The following is a 25,567-nucleotide window of genomic DNA, read 5'->3' as shown; positions in this document are numbered from 1 at the left end:
CAAATTATTGTGTAATTTTGTTGACTAATCAACAATTATACAAATGTCTAAAAAATATATTTTTACAGATTCGGTTGGGTATTTAACCACTACCATATCACGAATATTAAAACAAAAACTGCAAGGTCGTTTTAATACTTTAGATTTAAATACCACTCCAGAACAATGGCGATTATTGGTTTTAATTTCTAACGAAGGTGAAATGAACCAAAGCCAAATTGCCAAATTGCAACATAAAGATAGAGCTGCTACAAAACGTATGTTGGATAATTTAGAAAACAAACAATTGGTGATTAGAAAATCTGGTGTAGATGCAAGATCTAATACTATTGCATTAACTAAAGATGGCGAACAAGTAGTACAAGTATTTAAAGAAGCTTCTAAAAAAACCGTTACGGAAGCATTAAGTTGTTTTACAGAAACGGAAGCCAAAACGCTAAACCATTTATTAAATAAATTATTAAATCACATAGAATAAAAAATTTATAATAACTGTTGACTAATCAACACTTTGTAATACGTAAAAATGACACAAAATAAACCCTTAGAAATTACCTTATTATTAGCCAGCATGCTTACCATGTTAGCCAATGCTATTATTGCACCTTCTTTACCTGCAATAAGTAACGCTTTTAATACCATTGAAGATATTGAAGCGTTAACTAAATTAATGTTAACCTTACCTGCGTTAACCATTGCTATTATCTCTCCTATTGCTGGTCGTATTATTGATACACATGGTAGAATTAAAGTGCTAATCATATCCTTAATTATATATGCTTTAGCAGGTACGTCTGGATATTGGCTTAACGACATCTATTTTATTCTTATTGGTCGTGTGATTTTAGGTATTGGTGTGGCAGGAATAATGACCACCTCTACTACTCTAGTTGGAGATTATTTTGAAGGCAAAAAGCGAGAACATTTTATGGGCTTACAAGGTGCTTTTAATGCACTTGGTGGTTTATTATTTATACCTACAGCAGGTTATTTAGCCGATTTAAATTGGCATTACACCTTTTTAGTATATGCTTTTGCATTTATAGTAATAGTATTAGTTCCTATATTTTTACACGAACCAATACATCATAAAAAACATCTCGAAAATGACGCTAATTTAACTGTAAATAAAAGCATTTGGTTGGTATATTTAAGTGCCTTTATAACAATGCTATTTTTTTATATGATACCTGTGCAACTGCCTTTTTTACTTAAAACTTTTTCTGGCGTTAGTGCAAATTTAGTAGGTATTGCTATTGGAACCATGATGATATCTTTAGCTATATCTGCCATATTATCTAAAAAACTAAGACAACAATTAACCTTTTTAAGCATGTACATCATTGGGTTTTTACTTATGGCAATTGGCTTTTTAATTATTGGTTTAAGTACCAGTTATCTTATTGCTGTAATTGGCGTTATTGTTGTTGGTTCTGGTATTGGATCTCTTATCCCGAATACTAACCTGTGGATCATGTCTTTAGTACCTATAAAACAACGTGGAAAATATGTTGGTAAATTAACACGATTCAATTTTTTAGGCATGTTTATGTCGCCAATTGCTATCCAACCTATACAAAATGTAATAGGACTTCAAAATAGCTTTATAGCAGTAAGTATTATTTTAATGTTGCTTTCTGCCATCTATTTTTTAATTATAAAACTAAAAAAACATTGAAAAAATCAAACAAAAATTCAGCAAAATTACGTGTCATTCTAGACCTGTTATTTTTTATCCTTATGGTTTTAGTATTGATACCACAAAGTACTGGTATCCCAATACACGAATGGTTAAGTTTTGTTATTCTGTTACCTTTCTTTTTACACTTATTAGTTAACTGGAATTGGATAACAAATCAGTCTAAAAAACTAATTAAAAATAAAATTCAGAAAACTAAATTTGATTACGTTTTTAATTGGCTTTTGTATATTTTAATGCTAGTAGTAACAGTTTCCGGAATTGTAATTTCAGAAGCTGCATTACCTGTTTTTGGTATTCATTTTAAAGCCAATGCCTTTTGGACAGCAACACATAATTTATCGGCTACTTTATTTATTGCCTTTTTAGGTATTCATTTGGCACTACACTGGACTTGGATTGTGCAATCTATAAAGAAATTAAAGTTTCTATCGGATTTACAGTACTTAAAACAAATCACAACTGTTGTTAAAAAGCAGCGTAAGGCATTATTGCTTTTACTAGCTTTAAGTATAATCTTGTCTTTAGGAATTTGGTTAATTGAATACTCCAATTGGGCACAGCAAATCACATTAAATGCTGCTCAAAACACCAATGAAAACGCTAAAAAACCAACACAATCCTGGTTAATTTATGTATTACCATTGGTAAAAGTTACTGTATTCTTAACTATTCCTGCGCTACTAACAGGACTGGTAATTAAAATTAAAAAGAAATTAAAAAAATAAAATTATGGCATTATTAGAAACCATCATGAAAAAAATAATGGATAAAGGCCAGATTACATCCAAAACAAGGCTAACAGATAGCGTTTATAAAATAGATATTACAAGCGATGCGATAAAAACTATGGATTTTATGGCTGGTTATTTTATACGATTAGGTATTGGTATTGGTACAAACACCAATTCTAAAAAAGATATGGTAAGAAGTTATTCCATTTGGGATATTAATAAAGACACCAATACAATTAGTCTAGCTATAGCTACGGATAGCAATGGTATTGGAGCCCAATGGGTAAAAAATTGTAATGTTGGAGATACGGTTTATTACAAAACAAAAAAAGGAACCTTTACGCTAAATACTTCTGCTGATAGTTATTTAATGATTGGAGATTTATCTGCTTTATCGCATTTATATATTATAAATAGAAGTTTAGAAAATAAACCTGTGGAAAGCATTATCTATAATAATACACTAAGCGATTTATTTGAAGATGTTGATGGTACTAAACCTTTTAATTTTTATAAATTAGAAGAAAATGCTATCGATAGTATTTTAGAAAAAGTAAAGGAACAACTGCCCAATCTTAAAGAAAAAAAAATGGTATATATTGCAGGAGATAGCAGAGTTTGCGTTGCTTTAAATCATTATTTCAGAAAAGAATTACATTGGGACAGCAAACAAATAAAAACTAAACCGTTTTGGAATCCTGAAAAAACAGGATTGGAATAACAGACCTAAAAAATAGCTTACTACCTTTGTAATCTCAAATTAACTAGAAAATGGCAATAGAAAACATTCCAGAAATTTACTTTGACAATCCTATCAAAAGCAAAGACATTTTTGTATACGATTTTAAAATGACTAGCGATGTGGTTAAAAGTAAAGTGAATTTAAGCATGAATATGTTTAGCTTTTTACAAGTTGGAAAAAAGCAAGTGCATTTTGCAAACACCTCTAAAGCTGTTAATAGCGAGCAATCTTTATTACTAAAAAAAGGAAACTGGCTTTGGACAGAATTGCTAGATACCGAAGCTATTTACTATTGTAAACTCTTCTTTTTTTCAGAAAAAAAACTAACCGATTTTTTAAGTAAATACACCAAAAACGTTAAGCCTTACCAAGAAAAAGTGCCATATTTTGTTATTGAAAATGATGATTATATTGCGTCTTTTATAAGTTCGTTATCTTCCATCACTTTTGAAGATTCGCCATATTGCGATGCCATGTTAGCACTTAAATTTGACGAAATACTATTGTACTTACTAGACAAATATGGTAGCGAGTTTGAACATTACTTACATGCGTTGATTTCTAAAGAAGTGTCGCCTTTTAAAAGCATTGTCGAAGATCATGTGCACTCTAACTTAAAATTAGAAGAAATTGCCTTTTTATGTAACATGAGTTTGTCTACTTTTAAAAGACACTTTACTGCAGAATACAAAGAAGCTCCAGGAAAATGGTTAAAAGATAAGCGTTTACAAAAAGCAAAAGAGTTACTACAAGGTGGCGATTTAAAAGCGTCTGATATCTATTTAGACGTCGGTTATAACAACCTTTCTAACTTTAGTGTGGCGTTTAAAAACAAATTCGGAATTAGTCCAACCGAAATTTAAATATTTCTATTTTATTTTAAATGACTAATAATCAATGTATTAATAATTAATTAAGATTTAATTAACACTGATCTTTACTATTCGGACTGTTTTCATAAGTTATTGAACCGTATCAATAAATACAAAGCCTCTCCTCCATTCTATCTTTGTACCATAATTAAAATGCTTGTCGCAAAGCATATATTCACATTAAAAAAAACTTATAATTATGGCAAATGTAACAAAACCCGAATTTAAAGAAAAGTACGGAAACTTTATTGGAGGTAAATTTGTTGACCCAATTAAAGGGCAATATTTTGAAAACAGATCTCCTGTAGATGGTAAAGTTTTTACACAAGCAGCAAGATCTACACAAGAAGATATCGATCTTGCTTTAGATGCAGCACACGAGGCATTTCCTGCTTGGAGTAACTCATCTGCAACAGAACGTAGTAATGCGTTATTAAAAATTGCTCAGGTTATGGAAGATAACTTAGAGTATTTAGCATCTTTAGAAACGATTGATAACGGTAAACCAATCCGTGAGTCTCTTGCAGCAGATATCCCTTATTGTATTGATCATTTCCGTTATTTTGCAGGTGTAATTCGTGCAGATGAAGGAAGTATTTCAGAACACGATAAAGATACAGTAAGTATCGTATTACACGAGGCTGTTGGTGTAGTTGGAGAGATTATCCCATGGAACTTCCCAATGTTAATGCTAGCTTGGAAAATTGCTCCAGCTTTAGCAGCAGGTTGTACAGCAGTTGTAAAACCAGCAGAACAAACACCTACAAGTGTTATGATGTTAATGGAACTTATTGGTGATATTTTACCAGCAGGTGTATTAAACATTGTAACTGGTTTTGGTAAAGAAGCTGGTGCAGCATTAGCAACATCAAACAGAATTGCTAAATTATCATTCACAGGTTCTACAGAAACAGGTCGTACTGTATTACATAATGCAGCCGAAAATATTATTCCTGTAACTATGGAATTAGGTGGTAAATCACCAAACATTTTCTTCCCATCTGTAGCAGCTCAAGACGATGAGTTTTTTAGTAAAGCTATTGAAGGCGCTTTAATGTTTGCTTTAAACCAAGGTGAAATTTGTACCTCTCCTTCTCGTATTTTAGTACACGAAGATATTGCAGATCGTTTTGTTGAAAAAATGCAAGAACGTTTAAAATTAGTTAAACCAGGAAACCCATTAGATCCAGAAACAATGATTGGTTCTCAGGTATCTAAAGCGCAATACGAAAAAATATTAAACTATATTAAAATTGGTATTGAAGAAGGTGCTGCTGTTTTAGCTGGTGGTGAAGCTGGTAACTATGAAGGTGAATTAGCCGAAGGTTATTACGTACAACCAACCGTTTTAAAAGGAGATAACAAAATGAGAGTCTTCCAAGAAGAAATTTTTGGACCTGTTGTAGCATTAACAACGTTTAAAACTACGGAAGAAGCGATTGCTATTGCAAACGACACACCTTACGGATTAGGTGCTGGTGTTTGGTCTAGAGATGCTCACGAATTATACCAAGTACCACGTGCTATTCAAGCAGGTAGAGTTTGGGTAAACCAATACAATACCTATCCTGCACACGCACCTTTTGGTGGTGTTAAAGAATCTGGATTTGGTCGTGAAAACCATAAAATGGCATTAGATCATTACCGTGTTGTAAAAAACATGCTAATCTCTTACGATAAGAAACCAATGGGCTTCTTTTAATTGAGAAAAACCTATAGATTTTTATTAAAAGCCTCAGTTATAACTGAGGCTTTTTTTTGTTTACTATTCATCGGAACCTATCGTTAATACGTACATATTATATTGATACGTATTAAATAAACATTTAACAAAACAACCACTAACGCAACTAAATTGCTTTAGTGATTGTTTATTTACATTTGTAAAAATAAATAGATATGAAAAGAAAAGAATTTATTACATTAAGTGCATCTGCATTAACAGCTACAGTACTACCTTTTCAATTATCCGCAATCACAACATATAATCCTATGAAAGACAAACAAATATTTGACGTAATAATAATTGGAGGTAGTTACTCGGGTTTATCTGCAGCAATGACGTTAGGACGTTCACTTAGAAATGTACTCATTATAGATGCTGAAAAACCTTGTAATCGAGACACACCACACTCGCAAAACTTTATTACACAAGATGGCGAAAAACCACATGTTATTGCAGAAAAAGCAAGAGCGCAAGTTTTAAAATATGATACTGTTACACTTGTCAATGATTTTGCTACAGAAGCTAAAAAAACAAATATCGGATTTAGTATAAACACACAATCTGGAATTACCTATGAGGCAAAAAAACTGATAATAGCTACAGGTATTAAAGATATTTTACCAGATATTAAAGGCTTTAAAGAGACTTGGGCAAAGTCTGTTATACATTGTCCTTATTGTCATGGTTATGAATTCAGAAACAAAAAAACTGCTATTATGTCTAATGGTGACAAAGCCTATCATATGATTCCGTTAATTTATAATTTAAGCAAACAACTAAGTGTAATCACACAAGGAAAACCAGATTTTACAGAAGAACAGTTAGCTCATTTAAAAAAGCATAACATTCCTATTATTGAAAAAGACATCATGGAAATAGTTCATGAGAATGGAGCTGTTAAGCATGTCATTTACAAAGATGGAAGTTTTGAAGATTTTGATGCCATTTATGTGCAATTGCCATTTGAACAACACATTACTATTCCTGAAGATTTAGGTTGCGCTATTACAGAAGCAGGTTACATACAAGTAGACGACATGCAAAAAACCACTGTGCCTGGTATTTATGCTTGTGGAGATAATTCGAATAAATTTAGATCGGTAGCCAATGCAGTGCGTTCTGGTAATATTGCTGGATCTGCTTTAAACATGGAATTAGCGCATGAAGCATTTTAAATAATGATATTTTTAAACTAAAAAACCTCAGAATATTCTGAGGTTATTTGTTTTAAAACTTTGCTATTAATTTCTATACTATAGATTTCAAAAAAGTATTATAATGTTCCAACTCCAATGGGACATCTGCATTTTTTTCCATGTCATGAAAATGATGGGTTGCTAAACAAGTCATTCCTGTAAAGGCATTCATTTTATGAAAACCAAACATAGCACCTTCGTCGACACTTTTCTGATCAAAAAATTCGTTTTCTAATGTAAAAGCAGCTTTTGGAGCGTTCCAACTTGTGGTTAAAATATACTGTTTCCCATGCATTAATCCACCTGTCCCATAATTAATCTCTGGATTAGACCGACTTCTTCCATCACTACTGTAAATCCCGTTTTGATGACCTTCTGTAAATACTTCATCTATATATTTTTTAAAACCAAACGGAATTTGAAACCACCAAATTGGTGTGTGATAAATAATAATATCTGCCCATTTAAATTTTTCTACTTCTGCTGCTGCATCATAGTCATCTCCAACTTGTGTTTGCTTCACTTCAAAACCATCCAAAGCTTGAAAATGAGATATCGTATTTTGATATAAGGTTTGGTTAAATTTTCCTCCGGAATGTGCGAAAGGATGACCACCATTAATAATAAATATATGTTTCATGTGTATTTGTTTTCAGCAAAATTAAAACACTATTTGTCATTATAAAAATAATATAAATCATACATTTGTATTAATATTTTAATACTATGGTGAATTTAGAATGGTACAGAACCTTTAAGGAAATCTATGAAAATGGGACACTTACTAAAGCCTCTGTCGCTTTGTACGCATCGCAACCAGGTGTTAGTGTACATTTGAATGCGTTAGAAGCCTATGTTGGTAAAAAACTTTTTGAACGTACCTCAAGAAAAATGATTCCTACAGAAGAAGGTAAATTTTTATATGAATATATTATTGAATCTATTAAAACCCTAGAAACTGCAGAACAGCATTTTAAAAGAACAACGCAAGACAAAAATCCATCCTTAAATATTGGAATGTGCTCAGAAATGTTTCAGCTTATTGTGGAACCTGAAATTGCTAAATTAGAATTTGATTTGGTCGCTAGGTTTGGCGATCACACTAATTTAATTAAAGATTTAAATAATGGTATTTTAGATTTGGTTATCACTCCTAAGGTGCAGAATGAAAAAAAATCGTTGGTAGAATATACAGCCTTTTCCAAAGAACGCATTGTGCTTATTGCTGGAAATAAAACAGACACTACTACCATTGAATTACTTATAAACACTAAAGACTTCAAGGCATTAGAAGCAGAGTTACTAAAACACATGTGGTATAGCTCGTCTAATGAAATGGAACACTTTAGACGCTTTTGGTTTGAGAATTTCAATAAAAAACCTGCCTTTAAACCCAATTACATTTTACCCAACATTACTTCTATTATTAGATGTCTAGCTAATGAAAGTGGATTAGCTTTAGTACCTGATTTTTTATGTAACGAAGCTGTAAAAACAAAATCTATTAAACGTATTTGGGATGGTAAAGTAAACACCGAAAACACTTTATACTTTGCTTCTAGAACGGATTTAAAACATAAAAAAGAATTAGAAATACTTCAAGATATTTTTAAATCGAAAATGCAGCAGTAAGCTGTTTCTTTATTTTCGGTGCTTTTTATACTTTACTATTTACTTAAAAGCGCAACAATCTCACTAAAATCCTTAGCTTTTGCATAATCTAAAGCTGTTTTACCTTCGTTATCTTTAATGGTAGTATCTGCTTTTTGTTCTAATAATAATTTTACAATCTCTACTTTATTATATTGTGTAGCAAAGGTTAATGCTGTTGTTCCGTTGTTATTAACTTCATTTAAATCGGCTCCATTTTCAATTAAAAACTTCGCAAAAGCGACATTTCCTTTAAAACTAACACCAATTAAAGCAGTATTCCCAGACGCATCTTTAGCGTTAATAGGCGCATTATGTTGTACTAAAACTTTGGTTGCAGCTTCGTTATCAAAATAGGTTGCTAAGATTAATGGTGTAAATCCACGTTGGTCTTTTGCTTCGGCTAATTTTGGGTTTTCATTTAATAATACATTTAAGGTAGCAGTATCATTATTTTTTATGCTTTCAAAAACTTTATCTGTATTCATTTTGTTTCATTTTTACTGTTATTAAAAGCTGTTTGAATCTATATTCTTAACGTGATTCAAAATATAAAACCTTAGGTTTCAACTTAAAAAAACTTCATTTAAATTATTAATAATCAATAAAAAAGGAATGGACTTTACATAAATCCATTCCTTTATATTATATATCATCGTCTTTTATTTCACGTCAAAACGATCTAAATTCATCACTTTAGTCCAAGCTGCAACGAAGTCTTTTACAAAACGATCTTGACCATCATTTGCACCATAAACTTCTGCTATTGCTCTTAACTCTGTATTAGAACCAAAGATTAAATCGGCTCTAGTTCCTTTAAACTTAACTTCACCTGTATTACGGTTACTACCTTCAAAAAATCTATCGTCTGAAGACGTTGCTTTCCAAGTGTATGTAAAGTCTAAAATGTTTTTGAAAAAATCGTTAGTTAAACTACCAACATTATCTGTAAACACACCATTATTAGAGCCATCGTAATTAGCACCTAACACACGTAAACCACCAACTAAAACAGTTAATTCTGGCACAGAAAGCGTTAGTAAATTAGCTTTATCAATTAGTAAATCTTCTGCAGCAATTTTTAAGTTTCCTTTAATGTAGTTTCTAAAACCATCTGCTAAAGGCTCTAAATACCCAAACTGCTCGATATCTGTTTGCTCTTGTGTAGCATCTCCTCTACCTTGTAAAAAGTCTACTTCCTGATTGTATCCTGCATTCTTTAACGCTTTTTCTACTCCAACATTTCCAGCAAGCACTATTAAATCTGCTAAAGAAACAGTGCCTTCAAATTTAGTTTTAATACCTTCTAGTACATCAAGGACTTTATTTAATTCGGTTGGATTATTTACTTCCCAGCTACGTTGTGGCTCTAAAGCAATACGTGCTCCGTTGGCACCACCACGATTATCTGATCCTCTAAATGTTGATGCTGAAGCCCAAGCGGTTGTTACTAATTGTGAAACTGTTAAACCAGAATCCATAATCATAACTTTTAAGTTAGCGATATCAGCATCACTTAATTTATAATCCACTGTTGGAATTGGATCTTGCCATAATAATTCTTCTTTAGGCACTTCTGGTCCTAAGTATCTAGACGTTGGTCCTAAATCACGATGTGTTAATTTATACCAAGCACGTGCAAATGCGTCTTCAAATGCTTTATGGTCTGCATGAAAACGTTTAGAAATTTCTAAATATTTAGGATCCACTTTTAAAGCAATATCTGCAGTCGTCATCATTAAATCTTGTCTTCCGTTAGCGTCACCTGCTTTTGGAGCGCGTTTGGCATTAGACTCTGCTGTTGGTTTCCATTGGTGTGCACCAGCTGGACTTTTAGTTAATTCCCAATCGTAATTTAATAATACATCAAAATAATCTGCATCCCAACGTGTTGGATTTGGTGTCCATGCACCTTCAATACCACTAGTAATAGTATCGTCTAAAACACCTGTACCAAAACTATTTTTCCAACCAGTACTCATTTCTTCGATTGATGCACCATGAGGCTCTTTACCAACATATTTATTTGGATCTGCAGCTCCATGCGCTTTACCGAAAGTATGACCACCAGCAACTAAAGCTACAGTCTCTTCATCATTCATTGCCATTCTACCAAAGGTTTCTCTCACATCATGTGCCGAACCCATTGGATCTGGAACTCCGTTTGGCCCTTCTGGGTTAACATAAATCCAACCCATCATTACAGCTGCTAAAGGATCTTCTAGATCGCCTTCTTTATATCTGTCTTCATTTGCTCCCCATTCTGTTTCACTTCCCCAATATATATCTTGTTCAGGCTCCCAAACATCCGCTCTACCTCCTGCAAAACCAAATGTTGGAAAACCCATAGACTCTAAGGCGCAGTTACCAGCTAAAATCATTAAATCTGCCCAAGAAATTTTATTTCCATATTTTTGTTTGATAGGCCATAATAATAAACGAGCTTTATCTAAGTTACCATTATCTGGCCAACTATTAATTGGTGCAAAACGTTGGTTTCCAGCTCCTGCTCCTCCACGACCATCACCAACTCTGTACGTTCCTGCACTATGCCAAGCCATACGTATCATTAATCCTCCGTAATGTCCATAATCTGCAGGCCACCAGTCTTGAGAGTCTGTCATAAAAGCTGTAAGTTCTGCTTTTAAGGCCTCATAATCTAAACTTTTAAAAGCTTCGGCATAATCAAAGTCGTCTCCCATTGGGTTTGATTTAGAAGCATTTTGGCGTAAAATATTTAGTTTTAATTCGTTTGGCCACCAATCTCTATTTTTTACCCCACCACCAGAAGTATGTTTAACTGTTCCACTTAAAAAAGGGCAATTTGCTGAACTTTCATTAATATCAAAGTTTTTACCATTTGGCTGATGACTTGAATGAGGATTATTTTCCATAGTATTTATTTTAGATTTAATTTGAGATAAAATTAGATATATACCTTATAAATTTACTATTAAAAAAATTGATTGTTACTATTTTAGAATAGGTTTTGTTTATCGACTATATAAATTTCAATAGTTTAAAATTATTTGATAATATTTTGCTAACATTGATTGTGACACCTCATTATTACTTATTTTTACTTGCTTAACAATAAAATCAATTAAAATGGCTAAAATAACATTAGGAGGCACTCCTGTTGAAACTATAGGACAATTACCAAAAATCGGAGAAAAAGCTCCAGATTTCACTTTAACACTTAGCGACTTATCGACTCAAAAATTATCGGACTTTGAAGGTCATAAAGTGGTTTTAAACATTTTTCCGAGTGTAGATACTGGTACATGCGCAACTTCTGTAAGATCATTTAATAAAGAAGCTGCAGAGATGGATAATACTAAAGTACTTTGCATCTCTAGAGATTTACCATTTGCTCAAGCACGTTTTTGTGGTGCAGAAGGTATTGATAACGTTATGATGTTATCTGATTTTAAAACGGGACAATTTGGTAAAGATTACGGTTTAGAATTTGCATCTGGTCCTTTTGAAGGGTTACACTCTAGATGTGTTGTGGTTTTAGATGAAAATGGAATTGTACAATATACAGAGCAAGTACAAGAAGTGGCTGACGAGCCTAATTATAAAGCGTCACTTTACGCATTATTAGATGAGTAAAAAAGAACCATTTATAATTAATCGTTTAAAAAGTGTTGGGTATGCCTTTAAAGGCATGCTCTTACTTTTAAAAACAGAAGCCAGTATACAAATACAATTTTGTATTGCTATTATTGTTACTATCGCTGGTTTTGTTTTAAACATCACCTCTACCGAGTGGATTATGCAATGCTTTGCAATAGGCTTGGTCATGAGTGTAGAAGGTGTAAATACTGCTATTGAGGCAATTGCAGATTTTATACATCCAGAACATCACGAAAAAATTGGTTTTATTAAAGACATTGCTGCAGGTGCTGTTTTTATTGCATCCATAGCTGCTACAATCATTGGTTTGATTATTTATATCCCAAAGCTATTTTAAACAATTATCCATTAGGATAAACGTTAACTATTTGTATTTTTACGCAAATTAAACCCAAAAATGGCGAAAGCAAAAAAACAAACTAAAACAAAAAAGAAAGTCGGTTTTAAAAAACCTGACTTAACCTTAACTAGTCAGCAAAAACTAGTCTTGGGTAGCTTTTTAATAATTTTAGGTGTCTTGTTTTTTATATCCTTTTTATCCTATTTATTTACGGGTAAAATTGACCAAAGTGCCTTAACCGAATTTTCTTCTAGAGAAGTAGAAACCCAAAATTGGTTAAGTAAACTAGGTGCTTGGATTAGCGATCTATTTATTCAACGTGGTTTTGGTATAGCAGCTTTTATATTTTCTGGTCTTACCTTTTTATCAGGAGTCTACGTGCTTACTGACCTAAACAAAACTAAATTACGTAAACATTGGTTTTGGGGCATTTTAGTTGTTATTTGGTTTTCAGTTTTATTTGGCTTTTTTGCTCATAAAAATGATGTATTAAGCGGAACTATTGGTTTTGAAATTAATAGCTTTTTCCAAGATTATATTGGTAAAATTGGAACTATATTATTATTAGCTTTTGCTTTTATTAGCTATTTAGCCATTCGTTTTAAATTTACACCACAACGCATAGCAGCTATCTTTAAAAATGCTAGAAAGAATATTAAGGACGATTTTAAAGATGATTTTGTTCCTGTAGATAATTCGTATTCAGACGAAGCTGAAGCTATGAAGTCTGCTTTTGAAGTGGATAAAAAAGTAGAACCTACAATTTCAAACCATTCAAAAATAGAAACCACAAATAATATAGAACTAACGCAAGAAGTTAGTAAGCCTGAGGTGTCTTCAAAAGAAATAAAAACAGAAATAACAACGCCTGAGATTGAAATAGAAGAACCTCAAGTAGAAATTGAGGTAGAATCTGTTACAGAAGAAATATCAGAAACTGATAATCTTGCCAATAAGTTAGTAGAAGACTTTGGGCAGTTTGATCCTACTTTAGAATTGGGTAAATATCAATTTCCGCCTTTAGACTTACTTAAAAAGTATGATAACGAAGGTGTTACCATCAATCAAGAAGAATTAGAAGAAAATAAAAACCGAATTGTTGACACTTTAAATAACTACAAAATTGGAATTGCTAGTATTAAAGCTACTATTGGACCAACAGTCACGTTATATGAAATTGTTCCGGAAGCTGGAATCAGAATTTCAAAAATCAAAAATTTAGAAGATGACATTGCTTTATCACTGTCTGCTTTAGGTATACGTATTATTGCACCAATTCCTGGAAAAGGAACCATAGGTATTGAAGTGCCTAATAAAAATGCAACCATCGTTTCCATGCGCTCTGTAATTGCATCTCAAAAATTTCAGAAAACCGAAATGCATTTGCCAATAGCAATTGGTAAAACAATTAGTAATGAAACTTTAGTCATTGACTTAGCTAAAATGCCACACTTACTAATGGCTGGAGCAACAGGTCAAGGTAAATCGGTAGGTTTAAATGCTGTACTAACATCGTTATTATACAAAAAGCATCCTGCTGAAGTTAAGTTTGTTTTAGTCGATCCAAAAAAGGTAGAATTAACCCTATTTAATAAGATAGAACGACACTATTTAGCAAAACTTCCGGATGAAGCTGAAGCTATTATAACAGACAATACCAAAGTGATACACACATTAAACTCGCTGTGTATAGAAATGGATAATCGTTACGAAATGCTTAAAAACGCATTGTGTCGTAACATTGTCGAATATAACACCAAGTTTAAAGCGCGTAAATTAAATCCAAACGAAGGTCATGCTTACCTACCTTATATTGTCTTAGTAGTCGATGAGTTTGCAGATTTAATTATGACCGCAGGAAAAGAGGTAGAAACACCTGTTGCACGTTTAGCACAATTAGCTCGTGCAATTGGGATTCACTTAATTATTGCAACTCAACGTCCATCTGTAAACGTTATTACAGGTATAATTAAAGCTAACTTCCCAGCACGTATTGCTTTTAGAGTATCTAGTAAAATAGACTCTAGAACCATATTAGATGCAGGTGGAGCAGATCAATTAATTGGACGTGGAGACATGTTATATACACAAGGTAATGATATGATTCGTATCCAATGTGCTTTTGTTGACACTCCAGAAGTTGAAAAAATTGTAGATTTTATTGGTAATCAAAAGGCTTATCCAGATGCTTATTTATTACCAGAGTATGTTGGCGAAGAAAGTGGCACAAGTCTTGATATAGATATATCTGAAAGAGATGTTTTATTTAAAGATGCTGCCGAAATTATTGTGACAGCTCAACAAGGGTCTGCTTCTTTATTACAACGTAAATTAAAATTAGGTTACAATCGTGCAGGTCGTTTAATTGACCAACTAGAAGCAGCAGGAATTGTAGGCGGATTTGAAGGTAGTAAAGCAAGACAGGTTTTAGTTGTAGATTTAGTAGCTCTTGATCAACTATTAGAAAACGAAAAAAAATAAATTACACTTAAAATGAAAAAATTATTAGTATTATTTTTATTAGCTACAAGTAGCATTTTTGCACAGGATGACCAAGCAAATACGCTACTAAACGAAGTTTCAAACAAAGCTAAAAGTTACAACAATATTTCTATTGCTTTTAAATACGTTTTAGAAAATACTGAAGAAAACATAAAACAAGAAACCAAAGGTGACGTTGTTATGCAAGGTGATAAATACCGTTTAAATATTTTAGGTATTACGCGTATTTATGATGGTCAAAACATTTATAGCATAAGCCCAGAAGATGAAGAGGTTACTGTATCTAAAGGAAGTGATCAAGATGAAAGCACGATTACACCTAGTAAAATGTTAACGTTTTACAAGGAAGGTTTTACTTTTAAAATGGATATTGTACAAGATGTTAATGGTAGAAAAATCCAATATGTTAAACTAACACCAATGGATTCTAATTCCGAAATTAAATATGTTTTGTTAGGTATTGATACTAAGACGAAACACATCTATAGATTAATAGAAGTTGGAAATAACGGAACAAAAACAACTTTGACTGTTAATTCTTTTAAAACTAATGAGACTTTATCAAAATCCTTATTTACCTTTGACAAAAATAAATTTAAGGACTATTACATCAATAAACTGGATTAATTCTAAGTGAAAATATTAGATAGGTACATATTAACTACATATCTTAAAACCTTTATCAGCGTGTTTGTAATACTCATGCTGATTTTTGTTTTACAGGCTATATGGCTATACATTAAAGAGTTAGCAGGAAAAGACTTAGACATTGTTACCGTCTTAAAGTTTTTAATGTATATCACTCCTACCCTTATTCCGTTAATTTTACCGCTTACAATTTTGTTAGCGTCCATTATGGTTTTTGGTGATTTTGCTGAAAACTATGAGTTTGCTGCAATGAAGTCTACAGGGATTTCATTACAACGTGCCATGTCTGGATTAGGTCTATTTATTGTAGGCTTAGGTGTATTAACCTTCTTTTTTAGTAATAATGTTATTCCGTGGGCAGAATATAATAGTTTTAATTTAAGAAGAAACATTGCTAATGTAAAACCTGCTATGATTATAGCAGAAGGTCAATTTAATGATATTGGTGATGCTTTTAATATTAAGGTTGAAGAAAAGTCTGGTAAAAATGGTAAATTTCTTAAAGGTATAACAATACATAAAAAAGGCTCTAGTCGCATGTCTGGTAACTTTACCACAATTGTTGCAGATCATGGAGAATTGGCTAGCCAAGAGGATTCAAACGTGCTTAACTTAGTTTTGTATGATGGATATTATTATGATGATACACCACCTAGAAAAGCGGAAGAACGAAACAAAAAACCTTTTAGTAAAGCAGAATTTAAAAAGCATATTTTATCTCTAGATTTATCTGAATTAAATAATATTGATTTAGACCAAAAAAATGTTGAGAACAAATACACGATGCTTAACGTATCAGAGTTAAATTACACAATAGACTCACTTAAAACAGAACGTAATGGCGTGGTTAGCGAGTTTTCCAACACCATATATAATAGGACTAATTTACCAACTTTAAATTTGACCATCAAATCCATAAAAGATAGTATTTATGGTGGAGATATTTTAGACATTTTTAATACCAAACGTAAAATACAAGTATTAGATTATGCTGTTAATAGCGTATCGAGTACTCAACAGATATTAAAATCTAAGACCACAGCTTTACAAATAAAGAACTCTAATATTTATAAACATGGTATACAATTGCACAAAAAATTTGCATTAGGTATAGCCTGTATTATTCTGTTTTTTGTTGGAGCTCCATTAGGTGCCTTAATACGCAAAGGAGGTTTAGGATTACCAATGGTTATTGCTATAGTCTTGTTTTTAAGTTATCACTTTATAGGTTTATTTGCCGAAAACAGTGCTAAAAACGGAAAACTAAACCCTGTACTCTCTGCTTGGTTTTCAACGTTAATCATGTTACCTTTAAGTATATTTTTGACTAAACGCGCAACTCAAGATAGAGGTATTTTTGAATTTGACCATATTACAGTTCCTATTAAAAATTGGTACAATGCTAAATTTGGTAAAACTAAAATTACAGCTGATACATTAAGCTCTGATACAATCTATCTACCAGAAACTGAAAAAGCTAGCTATAAAACATTATCAACACTTAGTATTACTTTTTACATAATTAGTGTTGCTCTATTTATTTTATACTTTGTATTTAAAAACAACAAATTACCAGTTGTAGCTTTAGCTGGAATACAGATTAGTTTAGTTTCATTTATTGTATTTTTATTTAATTATATAAAATCAACTTTAAGCTTTAATAAGTTACACAGCCTAATTTCTGATAAAAAAGAACCTGTAATACAAACCATTATAGGTATAGTTATTTATCCTTTAATATATATATTAAGAGTTCAAAAACTTACTGTTGGAACAGATTATAATATCTTACCAAATAGCACAACAGAAGACATAGCAACCACTACTCCAATTACCTTGGAAGCTAGTGATATTAAAAATTATAAAATAATATCTAAATTAAGTTACGTGTTTTTTACAATCGCGTTAGTATTATTTATTTTGTTTTTTGTGTTTAAAAACAACAAGCTTCCTGTATTCTCACAAGCTAGTATTCAGATAAGTGCAATTTCATTTTTAGTGTTTCTTTTTAATTATATAAAAGCAACCCTTGAATACAGAAAACTACTTAAAATAATAGTAGTAAAAGACAACCCATTAGTTACCGCTTTAGGAGCTGTGTTTTACCCTTACACGCATTACTTTAGAACTCAAAAACTAGACACTTAGTTATACTAACTAAGAAATATGCAATATCTTTGCAGTACAACACAAATGTTATGATTACTACAAAAACAGAACGACAAACTTCTTTTCAATTAAATACAATAGAAGAAGCAATTCAAGATATAAAAGCAGGAAAAGTTATTATCGTAGTCGATGATGAAGACAGAGAAAATGAAGGTGATTTTTTAGCTGCTGCAGAATTAGTTACGCCAGAGATGATCAACTTTATGGCTACTCATGGTAGAGGATTAATTTGCACACCCTTAACAGAACATAGATGTGAAGAGTTAGATTTACATATGATGGTTACTAACAATACCGATCATATGGAAACTGCCTTTACAGTATCCGTAGATTTAAAAGGAAATGGTGTTACCACAGGAATATCTGCAGGTGACAGAGCAAAAACCGTACTATCATTAACTAATCCTGACACTAAACCTTTTGATTTAGCACGACCAGGACATATCTTTCCTTTAGTGGCAAAAGAAGGTGGTGTTTTAAGACGAACAGGTCACACGGAAGCTGCTATAGATTTTGCAAGATTAGCAGGCTTACAACCTGCTGGAGTTATTGTAGAAATCATGAACGAAGATGGTACTATGGCTCGCTTACCTCAACTAATTGAAGTTGCTAAAAAGTTTGATTTAAAACTAGTATCCATTGAGGACCTAATTGCCTATAGAATGGATCATGATTCTTTAATTGCTAAAAAAGAAGATTTTCAGATTGAAACTAGATTTGGTAGTTTTAGATTAAGAGCTTACCAACAAACGACAAATAACCAAGTACATATAGCTTTAACTAAAGGTGATTGGACTAGTGAAGATACCGTTTTAACACGAGTTAATTCTACTTTAGTAAATAACGATATATTAGGTACGTTAACCAATAACGCAGACGAGAAATTAGATGATATGTTCCGTGTAATTAATGACGAAGGTCGTGGAGCTATATTATTTATAAACCAACAAGCAGAATCTATGAATTTACTGCAACGCTTGTCTGTTTTAAAAAGCGCGCAAAAGCCAAACACTGTTGCTAAAGCTCCTGCTATTGCAATGGATAGTAAAGACTTTGGAATTGGAGCGCAAATTTTACATGATTTAAATATTCATAAACTAAAATTAATATCTAACTCTCAGCAAACAAAACGTGTTGGTATGATTGGTTATGGTTTAGAAATTATAGAATACGTAGGTTATTAATTAATAACTTTATTACAATAAAAAAAGCTCCAATTATTTATTAATTGGAGCTTTTTTTTGGATGTTATTTTACTACTTATAACCTATAAAAGTGTCTTGTGCATCTAATACATTTTTGACATAGGTCTTAAATTCTGGGTAGTCAGCAGCTTGAATACGTTTCATTGAAGGCTTTGATTTGATTTCAACCTTTAATTGATTAGCCTTTAACTTACTATAAGTTATGCTATAGGAATGGTCTTTAAAAGTTAGACTAACATTCTCAGGAATTTCAGTAAAAGACTGATCGGCTTGGATATTAACAATATAATCTACTTGGTAAACATCCATGTTTTCGTATAATGTATAATCAATTACATGCTCACGTTTTTCTAAACTAACAATACTATTGGTATAAGGATTAGATACCATTGGTAATTGCAACACATTAGTAGATCCTATTTTATTTATTTTTTTGTTTAATGTCATATCTGAAGTATATTTAATCAACATGTCATCATTAAGTCTTTCTATATTATTCACACTATTTAAAGTAAAGTCATCTGACAATCTATTATCATAATCTTCGTAAACAGATTTTTTAACAACCTCTGCATTTGGCTCTGCAAATACACTAGAATAATAAGAATTAACGTGACCACTATATTCTGAGTCTATTACCATACCAATTTTTGAATTATCGATATTTAATGTAACTATGTTTTTAGAGACCGCTTGCTCTCTTGATAAATTATTTAATTTAAATAAATCATACGTTTTAGTATCATTTCTATCCAAAGGAATCTCTAATGCTGTAGCACCTCTTAATGATGTTGGTAAAGATTTATACGGTAAATACTTATCTGTTAATTCTAAAAACTGATCTTTTCCATCAATTTTAACTTTTGCAATACAGTGATTAAAATCTGTACTTGGCAATACTAAACTGTTATAACCGTAATCTGAGGTTAAAACAAGTACTAAATTAGCGTCTAACTCGGCTTTTTTAGCCAACGTTACATATAAAGTAGAAAAGTCTTTACAATCTCCTAAATTAGTTTTGATAGTTTTAGATGGTTTTTGTGGTACAAACCCACTTTGTCTAAAACTAACATAACTATAGGTAAAATTATTACGTATATAATTGTAGATAATTTTAGCACGTTGGTCTTCTGATAAATGCTTGTAACCTTCCGGAAATAATGCGTCAAATGTATCTTGCACAGTCGCGTTAACTTCCATAACACTTCTAACTAGGTCAGAATACCATATAGAAATTTCGTTCCAACTATCTATTGTACTAAAGTGAACATACTCTGCAACATCACTATCGCTTGGCATATAGTCTTCACCTTGTGGTAATCCTGGATTATTTAAAATAGTCCATTCGTATAATTTAGAATCGCCTTTAGTTGTTATTTTAGGTTGTGTATTACCGTTAACACTTTTATAATTTAATTTATAATCTTTTGGCGCAATTACTTTAACTGAAGAAGAGGCAGTAGGATGAAAAGAACCTAACATAAAACGGTCAGAATACGTTTTGTAAAAACGACCTGACTTAGAAAACGAATATTCGTAATCTAAATAAATAACATCACCAATTGACAATCCGTTAAATACTAAGCTAGATCCACTTTTATCTGCTGGTACGATGCTTTTATCTTGTTTAACAATTTCTGATTTATTAATATTATATGTTCCGCTTAAACCTAAATCATATTCTTTAAAACGTTCTACTCCATTGTCTGAAGTAATTTCGTAGATAAAAACAGATCTATAATTACCACCACCTTCACTATACAACTCTACAGTACTATTATCATGTAATATATTAAACCCATAATTATTGGTTAAAATCTTACCTCTAGTGTCCGTAATTAATCCGTAAGCATCTTCTGTTACTAAATCTTTTAAAACGTTATTTTCGTTATTTAAATCTTTTAATTTTTTTCTTAGGGATTTATCGTTGCTATTGTGAGCCAATGATGCTTGATACGCAGTAATTGCTTTTTGTTTATCTATTTGAAGTAAAGCATCCCCTTTTAACTCTTGAAAAACAAACGAGTCTGGAAAATTTGATAATCCTTGATCAATATATTTTAAAGATTCTTTATGTTTTTGATATTGATGTAATTTATTAATAATTGATCTTAAGTAATAATTATCTGTCCCTAGATATTCAATCTCATTGGTTAACATATCCATGACTTTATCTTTTTGATTGCGTCTATCGTAATAAGACACTAGCTGTCTAACTAAAGCTAAGTCAAAGGTGCTTTTTTCTAAATCTTCTAATATACTAATGGTCTTATTTTCCTCTTCAAACAATGACGCATATAAAGGTGCATAACGTAATACTAACTTAGTATTACCATCTGCCATCTTCATTAACTTATCTAGGTTTTTTTTGACTTTAGCTTTATTTTCTTGACGTGCATTGTAGATAAAATCTGCAGTTTCGTGCATGATTTCTAAATCAATAGTTTTTTTAAGTTTCTCCAGGTATTCTTCTAACTCAGTAAGACTCATTCTAGTCAACTCGTCAAACAACATAACTTTTAATAAAACTGGTAGATAATAGGAGTCGTCATCCAGTTCCATATTTTTATTAATTTCTTGTATGCTAGTATAATCTTCTTCTAAAGAATACACAGAAATCATTAATTTTCTTAACAAACTACTTTTTGGATAGTGCTCTAAAAATGGTTGTAATACTTTTTTAGCTTCTTCATATTTAGAGTTTCTTAAATACGTTTTTACTAAACAATAGGCATTAAAAAAGTTATTTGGGTTTTGATCAATTTTGTTTAAAAAATAAGCCTCAAAACTATTAGTAATTGGTTTTGCATTTAGTTGATTTACAGTACTTTTATTATAGTCAGCATAGCTTGCAGTATCTTTTAGATTAGTATTATGTGAGCCATCTAAATTTAATGGACTAACTATAAAGTAGCTACCATAATCACTCTCTGCGGTTTTTATTAATAACCTATTATTACCTTTAGGAAACGTTACTTTGACTTGATACGCATCTAGTTCTGTAACAACGTCTTGTTTGTTTTCAAAAATTACTACATCATTTAACCATAATTTAAAAGCAGATCCGCTTCCTATACGTAAAATTACTGTTTCGTCTTGTGATGCAGTAACAAATGTTTGCGCATAATTAACACCAGAGCCATACTCTTCGTGATTTGTAAAAAACTGATAAGCCTCTTCTTGGTTTTTTGCAGTGTACCAATTAACAAAACCATTACTTTCTGCATCAAAAGGCGCATCACTATTAGCGTTTGTTTCTGGACCATATACACGATCAAGACCACTTTTATTTAAGTTTTCAAAAACACCACAATACTGCCAATGTCTAAACGATGGTATATTGTTCATTTTAGAATTATATGTCTTCCAGTCTTTACTGTCTCTTGCTAATACAGACTCTAGGTAAATTATAGCATCTTTGATAGTGCTATGTGTGGGATTTTTTTTGGCAACGCTTCGAATTGCTCCTATATTTTTGCTATTAAAACCAGTTTCTAGATACGTATTAAATAAATAATTTTCATTCCAAAGTGCATATAAGTGATACTGATAATCTGCATCATTTAAAAATGCAGGCAAAAACTCTTTATTAGTTCTAAATTGACCATTCTCTACCCTAAGCATTTCATTAACAATAAGATTTTGAATAGTATTGTCATTAACATTCTTTAATGTTTCAGTAGCAGAAACACGATTATTACTTAATAACTCTTGCCAAAATTGATCATAATTATCTTGGGCTAAAGCCGAATAAAAGCTTAGCAAAATAAATAGTATAGCGAATTTTTTCATTTAGTGGTTGGTTTAAGGGATTGTGATAATAAATTAAAGATTATAGTGATTGTTTAATAGCGTCTACCATAAGTTGAGCACGCTCACGGACTTGTTGTTCTGTCCAAGATAACTTTATCAAACAAGATATGTTTCTACCAATAAAATGATCTGAAGCATCAAATGTTTTAGTTTGTAAGTACGCTAAACCATTTTTAACGTCGTTAGATACTGGATACAAGGTTTTAATATCTTTTAAATGCTCCCATTTTCTAATATAATGCCAATTATTATCATAATAATGAAAACAAGCATCAACACCACTCTCTTTAAAAGTAGAAGCTACTTTTCTGGCAGTATCTAAATTAGGTAAGAAAAAGTTTAAAAACGCGTAACTTTCTTCTCCTCCTTCTGGAACCGTTCTAAAAGTTACCTCAGGAAACACAGACAGTGCTTCCCTTAATATTGTGTAGTTTTTTTTCTGAATAGCGATAAAATCCTTTAATCGTCTTATTTGAGCCAATCCTACAGCTGCATTAAGCTCTGATATTCTGAAGTTATATCCTAAATATGGGTGTAATTCTGCTCCTCTATCACTACCAATATGATCGTGACCATGATCGGTAAACAAATCAGCGTTTTTAGCATATTGTGCATTGTTAGTAACCACTGCTCCACCTTCTCCACAAGTTATTGTTTTTACAAAATCAAAACTAAAACATCCTAAGTCACCATAAGTACCAAGATATTTTCCTTTATAAGTTCCTCCAATAGCTTGGCAAGCATCTTCGATTAGCTTAAGATTATGATCTTTAGCTATAGCCATCAAAGCATCTAAATTAGCCATGCTTCCACACATGTGTACTGGCATTATAGCTTTAGTCTTACTGGTAATTGCTTTAGATACAGCTTCAGGATTAAGGGTTAACGTATCGTCAATATCTACCAAAACAGGAATTGCGCCTAACATCATAATAGCTTCAAAACTAGCTACAAATGTAAAGCAAGGCATAATAACTTCATCTCCTGCTCCAATACCAGCTAGCGCTAACGCAACAGATACAGCAGCTGTACCATTGGTAACTAATTGTGCGTGATTAACTTCTAATGTATGTTGAATTTCGTTTTCTAAAGATTGTGCTTTGTAATGTCCATTTCTCATGGCATCAAAACCATAGCGCATCAAAACACCATTATCTAAAACATCCTCTACTTCTTTTCTCTCTAAAGCTCCAAAGCTTTCAAATCCTGGCATCTGTATAATATTTGTTAATATTCCAAATCTAACAGAAAATAAGCAATAAAAAAAACGTCTAAAAATTAATTTAGACGCTTTAATAATTATAGATGGTATTTATATTACTAGTAGTTTTCTAAAATAGATTCAATAAAAGCAAAATGTCTGTCTGTTTCACGTAAAAAGGTATAACCAGATAATTCGCCTATAATATTTAATTGATCGTTTAATGCCACTAAATTTGGATAACCTCCATTAGTATTGTATTTACTAACCACAGTATTGTTTTTCTTTTGTTGTTCTTCAGAAATTATATCTGTACGTCTTGGCATATCAATCATAACTAACACAAACTGTTCTGCTTTTTCTTCAAAAGCTTCTGTATTAAAAAAGTCTTTTTTCAACATTTTGCAAGGTGCACACCAATCACTACCTGTAAAGTAAATTAATATTGGTTTTTTAGATGAAATAGCCTCAGTTTTTGCTTCATTTAAATCCGTCAACCAATTTAAGTTTGACATGTCTTCGTCTTCTTCTTGAGCAGAAACAGCGAAAGAGATACATAAGACAAATAAAAATATTAATTTTTTCATATTGTGTGTGTTAAGCTTTACAAAAATATTCTTTTTACTGAAATAACAATAATCTTGCCACGAAATTCTATTTCCAAATAATTACACTTTCTTCAATAGGTTTTCTAACTTTTTTAAGTTTAGACATAAAATCATCTTCAGCCCTATATCCTATTGGCATAATAAGGACAGATTTTAAATTTAACTTTTCTAAATTTAAAGTAGCATCATAATCTTTAGTCGAAAACCCTTCCATAGGACAAGCATCTATATTTAATAACGCACAAACCGTCATTAAATTTCCTAAAGCTAAATAAGCTTGTTTAGTGGCCCAAGTTTCTTTATCAATTTGAGTTTTAGCATCAAAATCATGAACTAAAAAATTTTTAAATGGATCCAAAATCTCATTAGGAGTGTTTCTAAGTTCTTTAACTCTATTAAAATAATCTAAAACAAAAGGTGTATCCATTTTTGAATCAATGCAAAACACAAATAAATGAGAAGCTTCTTGCACCTGTTTTTGATTAAATGATAAAGGAACTAATTGCTTTTGTAGTGTTTTATCTTTTATAACTAATAACTTTATTGGTTGAAGACCGTACGATGTTGCAGTTAAATTAAACGCTTCAGTTAAAATTTTAATATCACTTTGTGCAATTATTTTTTTTGAATCAAAACTTTTGGTGGCATATCTCCAGTTAAGTTGTTCAATTATATCCATAATATCCTTTTTTAAGCAAAAATAAAGCTTATCAATCATGCAAAACACATAAAACCCTATAGATTTTTAAATAATGTAAGATTTAATTACTTGTTATCATATTGATAAACAACTTTTTAAAAAATAATGCATTTTTTATTTGAA

Annotated in this window: 21 protein-coding genes; 14 read left to right on the top strand and 7 right to left on the bottom strand. The window is 31.5% G+C overall.

Features of this window, described 5'->3' with window-relative positions; genetic code table 11:
• Positions 1–43 precede the first annotated feature (43 nt).
• The 7 genes from B2989_RS04390 to B2989_RS04360 all read left to right on the top strand — a co-directional run bounded on the left by B2989_RS04390 (position 44) and on the right by B2989_RS04360 (position 6,948).
• Positions 44–478, top strand: a complete 435-nt coding sequence (locus B2989_RS04390; RefSeq protein ID WP_292944722.1) for a MarR family winged helix-turn-helix transcriptional regulator — start codon at positions 44–46, stop codon at positions 476–478.
• A 48-nt stretch (positions 479–526) separates the two neighbouring features.
• The gene (locus B2989_RS04385) at positions 527–1,678 is read left to right on the top strand and encodes an MFS transporter (protein WP_292944719.1); all 1,152 of its coding nucleotides are present in this window, start codon (positions 527–529) and stop codon (positions 1,676–1,678) included.
• Positions 1,675–2,427, top strand: coding sequence for a DUF4405 domain-containing protein (locus B2989_RS04380; RefSeq protein WP_292944716.1), 753 nt, complete (start codon positions 1,675–1,677; stop codon positions 2,425–2,427). The genes B2989_RS04385 and B2989_RS04380 overlap by 4 nt, the downstream gene beginning before the upstream one ends.
• A gap of 4 nt (positions 2,428–2,431) precedes the next feature.
• Positions 2,432–3,154 (top strand): siderophore-interacting protein, encoded by a 723-nt coding sequence (locus B2989_RS04375; protein WP_292944713.1) that lies wholly within the window; start codon positions 2,432–2,434, stop codon positions 3,152–3,154.
• Positions 3,155–3,204: 50 nt separating this feature from the next.
• The gene (locus B2989_RS04370) at positions 3,205–4,038 is read left to right on the top strand and encodes a helix-turn-helix domain-containing protein (RefSeq protein WP_292944710.1); all 834 of its coding nucleotides are present in this window, start codon (positions 3,205–3,207) and stop codon (positions 4,036–4,038) included.
• Between the two features lie 208 nt (positions 4,039–4,246).
• On the top strand, positions 4,247–5,749 hold the full coding sequence (locus B2989_RS04365) for an aldehyde dehydrogenase family protein (RefSeq protein ID WP_292944707.1): 1,503 nt from the start codon (positions 4,247–4,249) through the stop codon (positions 5,747–5,749).
• 197 nt (positions 5,750–5,946) lie between these two features.
• Positions 5,947–6,948, top strand: a complete 1,002-nt coding sequence (locus B2989_RS04360) for an NAD(P)/FAD-dependent oxidoreductase (RefSeq protein ID WP_348661301.1) — start codon at positions 5,947–5,949, stop codon at positions 6,946–6,948.
• Between the two features lie 73 nt (positions 6,949–7,021).
• Here the strand turns inward: B2989_RS04360 and B2989_RS04355 are convergent, their stop codons facing one another.
• Positions 7,022–7,609: an NAD(P)H-dependent oxidoreductase gene (locus B2989_RS04355; RefSeq protein ID WP_292944704.1), complete on the bottom strand. Its 588-nt coding sequence runs from the start codon at positions 7,607–7,609 to the stop codon at positions 7,022–7,024.
• Positions 7,610–7,695: 86 nt separating this feature from the next.
• Here B2989_RS04355 and B2989_RS04350 point away from each other — a divergent pair, with 86 nt between their 5' ends.
• Positions 7,696–8,601, top strand: coding sequence for a LysR family transcriptional regulator (locus tag B2989_RS04350; RefSeq protein ID WP_292944701.1), 906 nt, complete (start codon positions 7,696–7,698; stop codon positions 8,599–8,601).
• Positions 8,602–8,636: 35 nt separating this feature from the next.
• Here B2989_RS04350 and B2989_RS04345 read toward each other — a convergent pair whose 3' ends face one another.
• Together B2989_RS04345 and katG are read right to left on the bottom strand one after the other, a co-directional pair.
• Positions 8,637–9,107 (bottom strand): ankyrin repeat domain-containing protein, encoded by a 471-nt coding sequence (locus B2989_RS04345; RefSeq protein WP_292944698.1) that lies wholly within the window; start codon positions 9,105–9,107, stop codon positions 8,637–8,639.
• Between the two features lie 174 nt (positions 9,108–9,281).
• Complete coding sequence (katG, locus tag B2989_RS04340) at positions 9,282–11,513, bottom strand: catalase/peroxidase HPI (protein ID WP_292944695.1); 2,232 nt, start codon at positions 11,511–11,513, stop codon at positions 9,282–9,284.
• A 214-nt stretch (positions 11,514–11,727) separates the two neighbouring features.
• Here katG and tpx point away from each other — a divergent pair, with 214 nt between their 5' ends.
• Genes tpx through ribB form a run of 6 tightly spaced genes read left to right on the top strand, consistent with a single transcriptional unit; the run spans position 11,728 to position 19,101 of the window.
• Positions 11,728–12,234 carry a thiol peroxidase gene (gene tpx, locus B2989_RS04335; protein WP_292944692.1) on the top strand — a complete coding sequence of 169 codons (507 nt, stop codon included), beginning with the start codon at positions 11,728–11,730 and terminating at the stop codon, positions 12,232–12,234.
• The gene (locus tag B2989_RS04330; protein WP_292944689.1) at positions 12,227–12,595 is read left to right on the top strand and encodes a diacylglycerol kinase; all 369 of its coding nucleotides are present in this window, start codon (positions 12,227–12,229) and stop codon (positions 12,593–12,595) included. Before tpx ends, B2989_RS04330 begins: the two co-directional genes overlap by 8 nt.
• Positions 12,596–12,655: 60 nt before the next feature.
• The gene (locus B2989_RS04325; protein ID WP_292944686.1) at positions 12,656–15,079 is read left to right on the top strand and encodes a DNA translocase FtsK; all 2,424 of its coding nucleotides are present in this window, start codon (positions 12,656–12,658) and stop codon (positions 15,077–15,079) included.
• A gap of 12 nt (positions 15,080–15,091) precedes the next feature.
• Positions 15,092–15,727 carry a LolA family protein gene (locus tag B2989_RS04320; RefSeq protein WP_292944683.1) on the top strand — a complete coding sequence of 212 codons (636 nt, stop codon included), beginning with the start codon at positions 15,092–15,094 and terminating at the stop codon, positions 15,725–15,727.
• Positions 15,728–15,733: 6 nt separating this feature from the next.
• Positions 15,734–17,896 (top strand): LptF/LptG family permease, encoded by a 2,163-nt coding sequence (locus tag B2989_RS04315; RefSeq protein ID WP_292944680.1) that lies wholly within the window; start codon positions 15,734–15,736, stop codon positions 17,894–17,896.
• A 50-nt stretch (positions 17,897–17,946) separates the two neighbouring features.
• A complete protein-coding gene (ribB, locus tag B2989_RS04310) occupies positions 17,947–19,101 on the top strand; it encodes a 3,4-dihydroxy-2-butanone-4-phosphate synthase (RefSeq protein WP_292944677.1) in 1,155 nt (384 codons plus the stop codon).
• Between the two features lie 72 nt (positions 19,102–19,173).
• On the opposite strand, the gene B2989_RS04305 is transcribed toward ribB, so the two are convergent.
• The 4 genes from B2989_RS04305 to B2989_RS04290 all read right to left on the bottom strand — a co-directional run bounded on the left by B2989_RS04305 (position 19,174) and on the right by B2989_RS04290 (position 25,423).
• Positions 19,174–22,914 carry a DUF3857 domain-containing protein gene (locus tag B2989_RS04305; RefSeq protein ID WP_292944674.1) on the bottom strand — a complete coding sequence of 1,247 codons (3,741 nt, stop codon included), beginning with the start codon at positions 22,912–22,914 and terminating at the stop codon, positions 19,174–19,176.
• Positions 22,915–22,954: 40 nt separating this feature from the next.
• Complete coding sequence (locus B2989_RS04300) at positions 22,955–24,148, bottom strand: DegT/DnrJ/EryC1/StrS family aminotransferase (protein ID WP_292944671.1); 1,194 nt, start codon at positions 24,146–24,148, stop codon at positions 22,955–22,957.
• A 107-nt stretch (positions 24,149–24,255) separates the two neighbouring features.
• Positions 24,256–24,723: a thioredoxin family protein gene (locus B2989_RS04295; RefSeq protein ID WP_292944669.1), complete on the bottom strand. Its 468-nt coding sequence runs from the start codon at positions 24,721–24,723 to the stop codon at positions 24,256–24,258.
• Positions 24,724–24,790: 67 nt separating this feature from the next.
• Positions 24,791–25,423 (bottom strand): NAD(P)H-dependent oxidoreductase, encoded by a 633-nt coding sequence (locus B2989_RS04290; RefSeq protein WP_292944666.1) that lies wholly within the window; start codon positions 25,421–25,423, stop codon positions 24,791–24,793.
• Positions 25,424–25,567 lie beyond the last annotated feature (144 nt).

It is taken from the genome of Olleya sp. UBA1516 (assembly GCF_002323495.1).
Lineage (GTDB): Bacteria > Bacteroidota > Bacteroidia > Flavobacteriales > Flavobacteriaceae > Olleya.
This window is presented reverse-complemented; position numbering and strand designations above follow the sequence as displayed.